This is a genomic window from Halpernia sp. (assembly GCF_048269545.1).
GTDB lineage: Bacteria > Bacteroidota > Bacteroidia > Flavobacteriales > Weeksellaceae > Halpernia.
The window spans coordinates 118,743-131,530 of record NZ_JBLXIJ010000002.1 but is presented as its reverse complement, the minus strand read 5'-3'; the positions used below and the strand labels follow the sequence as shown (position 1 = coordinate 131,530).

The window sequence follows — 12,788 nt, the reverse complement described above, 5'->3', positions numbered from 1 at the left end:
TTAAAAAATTTAGATATGAAAACAGTTTATCATAAATCAAATACAAGAGGTTTTGCAGATCATGGTTGGTTAAAATCTCATCACACATTTAGTTTTGCAAATTATCACAATCCAGAAAGAATGAATTTCGGTGTTTTACGCGTTCTGAATGACGATCAAGTTGCTTCTGGAATGGGTTTTGGTACGCATCCGCATCGTGATATGGAAATTATTTCAATTCCTTTAGAAGGAGATTTAGAACATAAAGATTCTATGGGAACAACCGCCGTTATTAAAAAAGGTGAAATTCAAGTCATGAGTGCAGGAACGGGTATACAACACAGTGAATACAATAAAAATAAAGATGAACTTGTAAAGTTTTTGCAAATTTGGGTTATACCCAATAAAAAAAGTGTCGAACCACGCTATGATCAAATCAATATAAAAAAAGATGAAAAATTAAATGATTTTCAACAAATTCTTTCACCGAATCAAAATGATGAAGGCGTTTGGATTTATCAAAATGCTTGGTTTAATTTGGCTAAATTTGAAAAAGGAAATTCTAAAAAATATCAATTACATGATTCTAAAAATGGAGTTTATATCTTTGTATTAAAAGGTTCTGCAAAAGTGGGCAATCAAATTTTAGAAACAAGAGATGGTTTCGGAATTTGGGAAACAGAAAGTTTCACTTTAGAAGCTTTAGAAGATTCCGAAATATTACTAATGGAAGTTCCTATGGAGATTAATTAAAAAATAATTATATATGAAAATACTCGCTTTTGCCGGAAGTAATTCTGAGCAATCTGTCAATAAAAAATTAATACATTTCGCAAGCACTTATTTTAAAGAAGATGAAGTTGAAATTTTAGATTTAAATGACTTTGAAATGCCGATTTATAAACCAGAACGAGAAGCAACGGGAATTCCACAATTGGCAATAGATTTTGCTCATAAAATTGACAACTCAGATTTAATAATAATGTCTTTGGCGGAACACAATTCTACTTATACTTCTGCCTTTAAAAATATTTTTGATTGGGTTTCAAGAGTAAAAGGTAGAAAACATTTTGGTGAAAAACCAATGTTTTTAATGTCAACTGCAACAGGTCCCGGCGGTGGAAAAAATGTTACAGAAGCTTTTTTAAAAAGAGCACCCTTTAGTGGAACAACTGTTTTAGAAAATTTTATTCTACCAAAATTTAAAGAAAATTTCGAAGAAGGAAAAGGAATTATTAATGAAGAACTAAAGGCAGAATTTGAACAGAAAGTCGAAAGTGTAAAATCTAGATTAAAAGGAATTAATTTTCTCAAAATTTAAAATCTAATAAATCTATAAGATAATTTTTTAAAATATTTTTTGTTTGTCTAAAAATAATCTTACTTTTGCCAAAAGAAAATATCTTTACAATTGAAGAAATTACTGCTCATTTTTAATCCACAGTTTTTCCACGAAAATGGGATAAAAATAAGCACCGCTAAATAATAATGAAAAGCCGACGCCTAAAAGTGTCGGCTTTTTTTATTTAAAAATTTATATAATTTAAGAAAATGAGCAACACATACAAATCTGCCGGAGTTGATAAAGAAGAAGGCTATAAAACAGTCGATAAAATAAAATCCGCAGTTGCCGAAACGCATAATAAAAATGTTCTGAATAATTTAGGAAGTTTTGGAGCATTTTACGAAATTGGAAATTATAAAAATCCAGTTTTAGTAAGTGGAACAGATGGCGTTGGAACTAAATTAAAAATTGCTTTAGACACCAAAAATTACGATTCTATCGGAATAGATTGTTTTGCCATGTGCGCAAATGACATCGTTTGTCACGGCGCAAAACCTTTATTTTTTCTGGATTATTTAGCATGCGGAAAATTAGATTCCAACGTTGCTGCTGAAATTGTTTTAGGAATGGTAAAAGCCTGCAAAGACAATGAATGCGCTTTAATTGGTGGAGAAACCGCAGAAATGCCCGGAATGTACAAAGATGGCGATTACGATGTGGCGGGATTTTGTGTGGGAATTGTAGAAAAAGAGAACATTATTGATGGTTCTAAAATAAAATCGGGCAACGTTATTATTTGTTTGCCAAGTTCTGGTTTTCATTCCAATGGATTTTCATTAGTACGAAAAATCTTTCCAGATTTTAATGAAATTTTTGAAGAAAAACCTTTGTACGAAACACTTTTAGTTCCTACAAAATTATATTATCAAGACATCAAAAAATTGACAGAAAAACTTGAAATTAATGGAATTGCACATATTACAGGTGGCGGAATTATAGAAAATATTCCACGTATCATTCCTGAAGGTTTAGGAGCAAAGATTAAAATTAATAAAATTAAAATTCCAAATATTATGTTAGAATGTGAAAAACGCGGAAATATTAATCGCAATGAAATGTTTGGAACTTTTAATATGGGCGTCGGAATGGTTGTAGTTGTTGATAAAAATAGCGCTGAAAAAGTTTTGGAAATTTTACCAGAAACTTACATTATCGGTGAAATTATAGAAAGTGACGAAAAGATTATTTTAAATTAATGAAAAACATTTGCATTTTACTTTCCGGTTCTGGTACAAATCTTCAAAATATTTTTGAAAATATAAAAGACGGCAAAATTCAGAATGCTAAAATCAATTTGGTGATTGCAGACAGAGAATGTTTTGCTTTGGAACGAGCGAAAAATTTAGGTCTAAAATCTATTTTAATTAAAAGAGGAAAATCGTTTACAGAAGAATTGTTAAATGCAATTCCTGAAAACACAGATTTAATCGTTTTAGCCGGATTTCTTTCTATTTTAAACAAAGAAATTTTTAATAAAATTTATGTACCAATCATTAATATTCATCCTGCATTGTTACCAAAATTTGGTGGAAAAGGCATGTGGGGAAATAATGTTCATAACGCTGTTTTAGAAAATAATGAAACAGAAAGTGGTGCTACAGTTCATTTTGTAACCCAAGAAGTTGATGAAGGTGAAATAATTTTACAAAAATCTTTTAAGTTAATTGAAGATGAAACTACAGAAACTTTAGCCGAAAAAGTACACAAAATAGAATATGAAATTTTCCCAAAAGCGATCCAACAAATTTTAAATTCAGAAAAATAATTATGAAAAAAAGAGTTTTAATTTCCGTCTCAGACAAAAGCAATCTAATAGAATTTGCTCAATTTTTAGAAAGTAAAAACTTTGAAATTATTTCAACTGGCGGAACTTTTAAACATTTAAAAGAAGCAGGCTTAAATCCAATTCAAATAGATGAAATCACAGATTTTCCAGAAATGCTGAATGGAAGAGTGAAAACTTTACATCCAAAAATTCATGGCGGTTTATTGGCTTTAAGAGAAAATGAAGATCACATGAAAACAGTTGCAGTTCATAAAATTGGTTTAATTGATATGGTGATTGTTAATCTTTATCCATTTTTTGAAAATGCAAATTCTGATATTTCTTTAGCCGATAAAATAGAATTCATCGATATTGGTGGACCTTCAATGTTGCGTTCTGGTGCGAAGAACTTTAAAGATGTAGTCGTTTTAACAGATGTAAAAGATTATGATTTAGTTAAAAATGAAATGGAAACCGGCGAAGTTTCTTTTGAAACAAAAAAGAAATTAGCGGGAAAAGTATTTAATTTAACTTCAGCTTATGACGCCGCAATTTCTAAAATGTTGCTAAATGAAGAATTTCCGGATTATCTTGAAGCATCTTATAAGAAAGTTTCAGATTTAAGATATGGCGAAAATCCACATCAAAAAGCAGCGTACTATGTTTCGAATGTCGAAAATGGTGCGATGAAAGATTTTGAAATATTGGGCGGTAAAGAATTATCTTTTAATAATTTACGAGATTTAGATTTGTGTTGGAAAGTGGTCAATGAATTTAAAGAAGAAATGGTTTGTTGCGCCGTTAAACATTCTACTCCTTGTGGAGTTGCAGTTGGAAATTCAGAATTAGAAACCTTTAAAAAAACTTTTGAATGTGATCCAATGTCTATCTTCGGTGGAATTGTTGGAATGAATTTTAAAGTAAATGTAGAAACCGCAACCGAATTAAATAAAACATTTTTAGAAATAGTTGCCGCAACAGATTTTGATGAAGAGGCTTTAGAAATATTAAAAAAGAAAAAAAACTTGCGAATTATTAAAATTAAAAATCCTGTTTCAGATACGCAAACTTGGGTGAAAATTGATGGTGGAATGTTAGTTCAATCCTCTGATAATCAATTTTCAGAAAATTTAAATTGTGTTACAGAAAAAAAACCAAATGAAGCGCAAAATCAAGCGCTTCTTTTTAGCCAAAGAATTGTAAAATATGTGAAATCTAACGCCATAGTTGTTTCAAACGGAACACAAGCTTTAGGAATTGGCGGTGGACAAGTCAATAGAATTTGGGCGACAGAACAAGCGATTTCAAGAGCTAAAGAAAAATTTTCCGGCGATTTAGTTCTCGCATCTGATGCGTTTTTCCCATTCCGAGATGTTGTAGATTTTTGTGCAAAAGAAGGCATTACCGCAATCATTCAGCCAGGTGGTTCTATGAAAGACGAAGAATCTATTTCAGCAGCAAACGAAAATAAAATTCCAATGGTATTTACAGGAATGCGACATTTCTTTCATTAAAAAATAATTATGAAAAACTTGGAACTAAATTTGACCTCCATTTATTAAATAACTAAATTTGTAATATAAAATAACAAGACTAAATTTATGAAAATATTAATCGTTGGTAACGGCGCAAGAGAATCAGCTTTAGGCGTAAAATTACAACAAGACAAGAGAGTTTCGAAAATATTTTTTGCTCATGGAAATGCAACTACAGAAACTATTGGTCAAAATTATTATGAAGATGACATTATTTCACTCCGCAATTTGGCTATTCAAGAAAATATAGATTTAACAATTGTTGGTCCAGAAGCGCCTTTGGTAAATGGAATTGTAGATGAATTTAGAAAAAATGATTTACAGATTTTTGGTGCAACGGCGCGTTGTGCAGAATTAGAAGGCAGTAAAGCTTATTCTAAAAAATTTATGCAGACTTACAATATAAAAACTGCAAAAGCCGAAGTTTTTGACGCTTATCACGAAGCAATGGATTATGTAAAAACACATTCTTATCCATTGGTAATTAAAGCAAGCGGTTTAGCCGGCGGAAAAGGAGTTGTTGTTTGTGAAGATATTTTAGAAGCAAATGCTACAATTCACAAATTTATGATTGATAGAATTTATGGCGATGCCGGAATTCAATTAGTGATTGAAGAATATTTAGTTGGATACGAAGTTTCTATTATTGCTTTTTCAAATGGTAAAAAATTGTTTCCATGTATTCCTGCGAAAGATTACAAGAAAGCTGGAAACGGCGAAAAAGGTCCAAATACAGGCGGAATGGGATCAGCTGCGCCAAGTCCAGAATGGACTCCAGAAAACCAAGCAGATTTTGAAAAAAATATTTTAGAACCAACCATTGCAGGTTTACAAGATAAAAATTTAAATTTCAGAGGCTTTATTTTCTTTGGTTTAATGGTAACGCCGAAAGGTTGTTATTTATTAGAATATAATATGCGTCTCGGTGATCCAGAAACTCAGGTTTTGATGGCGCTTTTAGAAAATAATTTAATTGATACCATTACTTCCTGTTTAAATGGCGAAGATATTCAGTTGAAATTTTCAGATAAAAAAGCAGTTTGTTTAGTGATGTGTTCCGGCGGTTATCCACAGAATTACGAAACTGGATTTGAAATCAGAGGTTTAGATAAAGTAGAAAATTCCACGCTTTTATTTGCTGGTGCAACACAAGAACCGAAGAAAATTGTAACATCCGGAGGAAGAGTTTTAAGTTTGGTTGCAACAGGCGATACTTTTGATGAAGCGCGTAAGAAAGTTTACAATGACGCACTTCCAATTAAGTTTGATTACGCTTATTACCGCACAGATATTGGTAAATTTTAAAAAATTAAAGACGTGATTATTTCGCGTCTTTTTTATTTGGAGCTATTTCCCGCTTTTCGCTATATCTTTTGCTCTTCGTTCCTCATCACAAAAGGATGTCGCTGCAATCGGGGCTAGTTACAAATTCGCTTTTTTTGAATAGTATTTTTTAAAAAACGAATTTCAAAAATTTTAATAAAAAAACACATGAAATCATTGATTTGAAAATTAATAAAAATAAGCAAAAACTCCACAACTCAACAACATTACAACTTCACGACTTGACACTTTACATCTCAACAACTTTACAAATAAAACATGCAAAACGGTATATTAATTTTAGATTTCGGCTCCCAATACAATCAATTAATTGGTAGAAGAATTCGTGAGATGGAAGTTTATTCAGAAATAATTCCTTTCAATACTCCAGTTTCAGAAATTTTAGACAAAAAACCAGTTGGGATTATTTTATCTGGCGGACCAAGTTCTGTAAATTCTGAAAACGCCAGTTTAATTTCAAAGAAATTATTAGAAGCGGGAATTCCAATTTTAGGAATTTGCTATGGAATGCAATTGATCACGCATTTATTGGGTGGCAAAGTTTCCCGTGGTACAAAAGGAGAATACGGAAAAGCAGAATTAGAAATGACCAAAAATTGCTCATTATTTGACGGCGTTTCAAACAATTCTGTCGTTTGGATGAGTCATTTTGATGAAGTAGAAAAAGTTCCAGAAAACTTTGAAATCAACGGAAAATCGGGTGTAGTTGCAGCAATCAGCAATTCACAAAAAAATATTTACGGCATTCAATTTCACCCAGAAGTAACACATACAGAAGAAGGTCAAAAAATACTGAATAATTTTATTTTCAAAATTTGTAAAGCAGAAAAAAACTGGTTTCTCACAGATTATATTGTAAAATCAATTTCTGAAATCAAAGAAAAAGTAGGCGATCAAAAAGTAATTCTTGGACTTTCTGGCGGAGTTGATTCTTCTGTTGCTGCAGTTTTAATTCATCGTGCAATCGGAAATCAATTAACTTGTATTTTTGTTGACACAGGACTTTTACGCAAAGATGAAGATCAAAAAGTAATGAAAAATTACGGTGATCATTTTAATTTAAACATTAAATTAATTGACGCTTCAGAAAGATTTTTAAATAAGTTAAAAGACATTTCAGATCCCGAACAAAAACGAAAAATCATTGGAAACGAATTCGTGGCAGTTTTCGATGAAGAATCAAAAAAAATTGAAGGCGCAAAATTTCTTGCTCAAGGAACAATTTATCCAGATGTTATTGAAAGTCAGTCTGTAAAAGGACCATCTTCCGTGATAAAATCACATCATAATGTAGGAGGTTTACCGAAAGAAATGGGTTTTCAATTATTAGAACCTTTGCGAGAATTATTTAAAGATGAAGTAAGAAAAGTAGGAGAGGAACTAGCAATTCCGCACCATTTAGTTTACCGCCATCCATTTCCAGGACCCGGTTTAGGAATAAGAATTTTGGGAGCCGTAGATGCAGAAAAAGTAAGAATCCTACAAGAAGCCGATGATATTTTCATTGAAGAATTATACAAAAATGATTTATATGAAAAAGTGTCGCAAGCTTTCGTAGTTTTGCTTCCTGTAAAATCTGTCGGCGTAATGGGAGATGAAAGAACTTACGAATATACCGCGGTTGTTCGTTCCGCAAATACAATCGATTTCATGACCGCGACTTGGAGCCGACTTCCGTACGAATTTTTAGATTTAATTTCAAGCAGAATTATCAATGAAGTTCGTGGAATCAATCGGGTTGCTTATGATATTTCCAGCAAACCACCTGCTACGATTGAGTGGGAATAATAGTGAAAAAAAATATTTTTAATAACTCTTTACCTTTTTTATTAGAAAACAAAATTTTCAACTTTATAACCATACTTTTTTTTGGGATTAAAAATCTCCACCCAAAATAACTATCTTTGCAAAATGGAAATAAAAACCTTTGCAGATTTCGATTTACCTTCAAAAATTCTCGATGTTTTAGCAGATGAAAATCTTTTTGAACCTACTCCCATTCAAATAAAAAGTTTTAGTCACATTCTTTCAGGACGTGATGTGATGGGAATTGCTCAAACTGGAACAGGTAAGACTTTGGCGTATTTACTTCCCGTTTTAAAACAATGGAAATATAACAAAACTGGAAATCCAACTATTTTGGTTTTAGTTCCAACTAGAGAATTAGTTGTTCAAGTGACTGAAATTTTAGAAAATTTAGCCCAAAATCTTACAGCAAGAATCATCGGAATTTATGGTGGCAAAAATATCAACACCCAGAAATTATTATTTAAAAATGGTTGCGATATTTTAGTTGGAACGCCCGGAAGAGTAATGGATTTGGCGATTGACAATGCAATTTCTTTAAAAGAAGTAAAGCAATTGGTGATTGATGAATTTGATGAAATGCTGAATTTAGGTTTTCGTCCCCAACTCACACACATTTTCGAAATGATGAAAGAGAAAAGACAAAATATTCTTTTTTCTGCGACTATGACAGAAAATGTAGATGCAATGTTGGAAGAATATTTCGCGGGACCAATTGAAATTTCTTTGGCAAAATCTGGAACACCTTTAGAAAAAATTGAACAAATTGCATATAAAGTTCAAAATTTTAATACTAAAATTAATTTGCTTGAACATCTTTTAGAAAGCAACGAAGATTTATCTAAAGTTCTAATTTTCTGTAATAATAAAAAACACGCCGATTATTTATTTACAAAAATTGACGAATTATTTCCTGGGGAATTTGACGTCATTCATTCTAATAAATCTCAAAATTACCGTTTACGCGCAATGCGGAATTTTGAAAACGAAAATTTACGAGGAATTATTACCACCGATATTATGGCGCGTGGACTCGATATTTCAAAAATTACCCATGTTATAAATTTTGAAATTTCTGAAATCCCAGAACAATATATTCATAGAATTGGTAGAACAGGTCGAGCGGAAAAAGACGGAATTTCAATTTCATTTGTGACTGAAGCTGAAGAAAGATCACTTTTGGAAATTGAACTTTTGATGAACAAAGAAATTACTCTTCAAGATTTCCCTAAAAATGTGGCGATAAACCCGATAAAAATTGCTTCCGAAAAAGACGAAGTAATCATGAAGGATATCTCACCAGTAAAAATGTACGAAGGCGGCGGTGCGTTTCATGAGAAGAAGGAAAAAAATAGAAAAATTAATCTTGGCGGTCCAACCAAACGAAATCCACCAAAAACAAAACCTTCAAATAGAGGTCAAGCAAAAACGAAAGCGAAACGGAGAAAATAATTATTTCCAAAACTCATCTCTCCAAAAATCATTGCAATCGTGATGCGGCATTTCTAAAATTTTCTGAAGTTCTTCATCTGTTGCAACTTGCTGAATTTCTTTAAATAAAGTGCGTTCTTCAAATCGAATATGAGCCGTCAATAATTTTTCAAATTCTTCTAATTTTTCAGTAGAATTTAGGTCAGAATTTCCTAATTCATTTAATTTTACGTGCTCAAAAAGTGCTTGTTTAAGATTAGGATTATCAATTGGTAATAATTTAAAAATTGTTTCTTCTTCTTCACGGAAATGTTTTTTCAAATTTTCTTCATAGAAAAATTTCACATAGTTTGAAATTCTTTCAATTGAAATATTTTTACTTAAACCTTCTCTTATTTTCCAACCTAAAAGTAGCGTAAAATGATGATCGTGACTCAATTTTATTAAAGCAGGATGTCTCTTTATAGGTGCCATATTTCTGAAATCTTTATTTTCTCAAATTTACGAAAATTGCTTTTAAGTATATTGAAATTAAAGATTATAAATTATAAAAACATCTTTAAAATGAGCGCCTTTAAAATTGCCTCAAAAACATAAAAATTTAAAAACTTTTAGTGACTTAGCCATTAAAAAATATCTCGAGTTTTATACCTTTCTTAACATCATGATATTATTTTTAAACCTAAAAATTCCGTATTTTTGTAAAATTGCAAATTTTGAATAATTGCAATCAAAATTCTAAAGATTAAATGAGCGATAGCAAAGAATACATCGAGGTTTACGGTGCTCGAGAACATAATTTAAAAAATATTGACGTTAAAATTCCAAGAAATGAACTGGTTGTAATTACCGGACTTTCTGGAAGTGGAAAATCATCACTTGCTTTTGATACTATTTTTGCGGAAGGACAAAGACGTTATATTGAAACTTTTTCGGCTTATGCGAGACAGTTTTTAGGCGGATTAGAACGTCCAGATGTTGATAAAATTGATGGACTTTCCCCCGTAATCGCTATTGAACAAAAAACGACTAATAAAAATCCGCGTTCGACGGTTGGAACGGTAACTGAACTTTACGATTATTTGCGTTTACTTTTTGCGCGCGTTTCCGACGCTTATTCTCAAACTTCAGGCAGAAAACTTGTAAGTTACACAGAAGAACAGATTTTAGAAACCATTAAAGAAAATTATCAAGGTGAAAAAGTGTTGCTTTTAGCGCCAGTTGTGCGTTCCAGAAAAGGACATTATCATGAACTTTTTGTACAATTAGCTAAGAAAGGATACAGCCAAGCAAGAATTGATGGTGAGTTGCAAGATATTGAATACGATTTAAAACTCGACCGCTACAAAACCCACGATATCGATGTCGTAATTGACCGCTGGATTATTGGCGAAAATGCTTCGGAAGCCAGAATGGAAAAATCACTGAAAACAGCTATGCAGATGGGAGAAGGTTTGGTTGGAATTCAAAAATTTGAAAGTGATGAATTTCAATATTTTTCCAGAAATTTAATGGACGAAGATAGCGGGAATTCCCTCGCTTTGCCTGAACCAAATACATTTTCATTTAATTCTCCAAAAGGAAGTTGCCCAAATTGCAAAGGTTTGGGAATGGTAAAAAGAATTAATACAGATTTTTTTGTTACAAATCCAAAACTTTCCATTGATCAAGGTGCTTTATTACCATTAGAAGACATTAAATCCAATAAATGGATTCTCGGACAAATTAAAAATATTCTTGAAATCTTTGGTTTAGATTTATCAACTCCTTTTAATAAAATCCCGGAAGAAGCCATAAATTATATTTACAATGGTTGTCATAAAGAAATTAGCAAAGACTTAAAACTCGCTGGAATTACAAAAAAAATAAAGGTCAATTTCGATGGTTTGATTTCTATTTTGGAAGAAATAGTTGAAGACAAAGAAAGTTATGATGCGGTTTTAATAGAAAGACATTTCACAACTGAAGAAATTTGTTCAGTATGTGATGGAACTCGTTTAATGGCTTCAAGTTTAAGTTTTAAAATTGACGGTAAAAATATTGCTGAAATTAATGCGCTACCTCTTTCAGAATTAATGGATTGGCTTCATTCAATTGAACCAAAATTTAATAAAACAAAAAAAATTATTGCCCACGAAATTTTAAAAGAAATTAGAACGCGTTTGCAATTTTTATTGAATGTAGGTTTAGAATATTTAAGTTTAAGCCGAAGTTCACGCACTTTATCTGGTGGCGAATCACAAAGAATTCGTCTCGCTACACAAATTGGTTCGCAACTTGTAAATGTTCTTTATATTTTAGATGAACCTTCAATTGGTTTGCATCAAAGAGATAACGAAAGATTAATTGCTTCTTTAAAAAATTTACGAGATATCGGAAATTCTGTAATCGTTGTGGAGCACGATAAGGATATGATTCTGGAAGCTGATGAAGTTTTAGATGTTGGACCGAGAGCGGGGAAATTTGGCGGTGAAATTTTGTGGCAAGGAAAGCCCAAAGATTTATTAAAAGCAAACACTATAACTGCAGATTATATTACTGGAAAAAGAAAAATTAAAATTCCAGAAAATAGGAGAGAAGGCAATGGGAAATCAATTATTTTAAAAGGTGCAACAGGAAATAATTTAAAAAATGTAAACCTCGAAATCCCTCTTGGAAAATTAGTTGTTGTAACCGGAGTTTCAGGAAGTGGAAAATCTTCTTTAATCAATGGAACGCTTTATCCAATTTTAAATAAACATATTTACAGAGCCGTAAAAGAACCATTGCCGTATAAAAAAATCGAAGGAATTGAAAATATTGACAAAATTGTAGATGTTGACCAATCGCCGATTGGGAGAACGCCGCGCTCAAATCCTGCGACCTACACAGGAATGTTTACCGATATTCGTAATTTATTTTCAGAATTGCCAGAAAGTAAAATCCGTGGTTACAAACCGGGAAGATTTTCGTTTAATGTAAAAGGCGGAAGATGTGAAACTTGTCAAGGCGGCGGTTTGAAAGTCATAGAAATGAACTTTTTACCCGATGTTTATGTGCATTGTGAAACTTGTCACGGCAAAAGGTTTAATCGTGAAACTTTAGAAGTGCGCTACAAAGGAAAATCAATTTCTGATGTATTGGAAATGACGATTGATGAAGCCGTAGAATTTTTCCAGCCGATTCCTAAAATTTTTATTAAAGTGAAGACTTTGCAGGATGTCGGTTTGGGTTATATCACTCTCGGACAACAATCTACAACGCTTTCTGGCGGTGAAGCACAACGCATAAAATTGGCAACAGAACTTTCCAAAAGAAATACCGGAAATACACTTTACATTTTAGATGAACCGACAACTGGACTACATTTCGAGGACGTGCGTGTGTTGATGGAAGCCATCAATCAATTGGTCGATTTAGGAAATTCTTTTATTATTATTGAACATAATATGGATGTTATAAAATTAGCCGATCATATTATTGATGTCGGTCCAGAAGGAGGAAAAAATGGAGGAGAAATCGTGGTAAAAGGAACGCCGGAGCAAGTTGCAAAATCTAAAAAATCTTTGACAGCGAGGTTTTTGAAGAAAGAATTAGAATGATT

Annotated in this window: 10 protein-coding genes; 9 read left to right on the top strand and 1 reads right to left on the bottom strand. The window is 32.0% G+C overall.

Going from position 1 to position 12,788, the window contains the following annotated elements; all coding sequences use genetic code 11:
• Window positions 1-15: 15 nt before the first annotated feature.
• The 8 genes from ACN0WB_RS03785 to ACN0WB_RS03750 all read left to right on the top strand — a co-directional run bounded on the left by ACN0WB_RS03785 (window position 16) and on the right by ACN0WB_RS03750 (window position 9,226).
• On the top strand, window positions 16-732 hold the full coding sequence (locus tag ACN0WB_RS03785; protein ID WP_417429005.1) for a pirin family protein: 717 nt from the start codon (window positions 16-18) through the stop codon (window positions 730-732).
• Between the two features lie 13 nt (window positions 733-745).
• A complete protein-coding gene (locus ACN0WB_RS03780) occupies window positions 746-1,300 on the top strand; it encodes an NADPH-dependent FMN reductase (RefSeq protein ID WP_417429003.1) in 555 nt (184 codons plus the stop codon).
• A gap of 230 nt (window positions 1,301-1,530) precedes the next feature.
• Window positions 1,531-2,520, top strand: coding sequence for a phosphoribosylformylglycinamidine cyclo-ligase (gene purM, locus ACN0WB_RS03775; RefSeq protein WP_417429001.1), 990 nt, complete (start codon window positions 1,531-1,533; stop codon window positions 2,518-2,520).
• The gene (gene purN / locus ACN0WB_RS03770) at window positions 2,520-3,089 is read left to right on the top strand and encodes a phosphoribosylglycinamide formyltransferase (protein WP_417428999.1); all 570 of its coding nucleotides are present in this window, start codon (window positions 2,520-2,522) and stop codon (window positions 3,087-3,089) included. The genes purM and purN overlap by 1 nt, the downstream gene beginning before the upstream one ends.
• Before the next feature lie 2 nt (window positions 3,090-3,091).
• Window positions 3,092-4,603, top strand: coding sequence for a bifunctional phosphoribosylaminoimidazolecarboxamide formyltransferase/IMP cyclohydrolase (purH, locus tag ACN0WB_RS03765; RefSeq protein WP_417428997.1), 1,512 nt, complete (start codon window positions 3,092-3,094; stop codon window positions 4,601-4,603).
• Window positions 4,604-4,690: 87 nt separating this feature from the next.
• Entirely contained in the window at window positions 4,691-5,929 is a 1,239-nt protein-coding gene (purD, locus tag ACN0WB_RS03760) for a phosphoribosylamine--glycine ligase (protein WP_417428995.1), read from the top strand.
• Between the two features lie 297 nt (window positions 5,930-6,226).
• Window positions 6,227-7,756 (top strand): glutamine-hydrolyzing GMP synthase, encoded by a 1,530-nt coding sequence (gene guaA, locus ACN0WB_RS03755; protein WP_417428993.1) that lies wholly within the window; start codon window positions 6,227-6,229, stop codon window positions 7,754-7,756.
• Window positions 7,757-7,879: 123 nt separating this feature from the next.
• The gene (locus ACN0WB_RS03750) at window positions 7,880-9,226 is read left to right on the top strand and encodes a DEAD/DEAH box helicase (protein WP_417428991.1); all 1,347 of its coding nucleotides are present in this window, start codon (window positions 7,880-7,882) and stop codon (window positions 9,224-9,226) included.
• On the opposite strand, the gene ACN0WB_RS03745 is transcribed toward ACN0WB_RS03750, so the two are convergent.
• Complete coding sequence (locus tag ACN0WB_RS03745; RefSeq protein WP_417428989.1) at window positions 9,227-9,679, bottom strand: hemerythrin domain-containing protein; 453 nt, start codon at window positions 9,677-9,679, stop codon at window positions 9,227-9,229.
• A gap of 275 nt (window positions 9,680-9,954) precedes the next feature.
• Between ACN0WB_RS03745 and uvrA the strand changes: the two genes are divergently transcribed.
• On the top strand, window positions 9,955-12,786 hold the full coding sequence (gene uvrA, locus ACN0WB_RS03740; RefSeq protein WP_417428987.1) for an excinuclease ABC subunit UvrA: 2,832 nt from the start codon (window positions 9,955-9,957) through the stop codon (window positions 12,784-12,786).
• Window positions 12,787-12,788: the final 2 nt, after the last annotated feature.

What these genes read in the sequence shown, in the direction of transcription:
- ACN0WB_RS03780 (WP_417429003.1), top strand. Translation starts at nt 746, where the DNA reads ATGAAAATACTCGCTTTTGCCGGAAGTAATTCTGAGCAATCTGTCAAT.
- purH (WP_417428997.1), top strand. Translation starts at nt 3,092, where the DNA reads ATGAAAAAAAGAGTTTTAATTTCCGTCTCAGACAAAAGCAATCTAATA.
- ACN0WB_RS03750 (WP_417428991.1), top strand. Translation starts at nt 7,880, where the DNA reads ATGGAAATAAAAACCTTTGCAGATTTCGATTTACCTTCAAAAATTCTC.
- guaA (WP_417428993.1), top strand. Translation starts at nt 6,227, where the DNA reads ATGCAAAACGGTATATTAATTTTAGATTTCGGCTCCCAATACAATCAA.
- ACN0WB_RS03785 (WP_417429005.1), top strand. Translation starts at nt 16, where the DNA reads ATGAAAACAGTTTATCATAAATCAAATACAAGAGGTTTTGCAGATCAT.
- purN (WP_417428999.1), top strand. Translation starts at nt 2,520, where the DNA reads ATGAAAAACATTTGCATTTTACTTTCCGGTTCTGGTACAAATCTTCAA.
- purM (WP_417429001.1), top strand. Translation starts at nt 1,531, where the DNA reads ATGAGCAACACATACAAATCTGCCGGAGTTGATAAAGAAGAAGGCTAT.
- ACN0WB_RS03745 (WP_417428989.1), bottom strand. Translation starts at nt 9,679, where the DNA reads ATGGCACCTATAAAGAGACATCCTGCTTTAATAAAATTGAGTCACGAT.
- purD (WP_417428995.1), top strand. Translation starts at nt 4,691, where the DNA reads ATGAAAATATTAATCGTTGGTAACGGCGCAAGAGAATCAGCTTTAGGC.
- uvrA (WP_417428987.1), top strand. Translation starts at nt 9,955, where the DNA reads ATGAGCGATAGCAAAGAATACATCGAGGTTTACGGTGCTCGAGAACAT.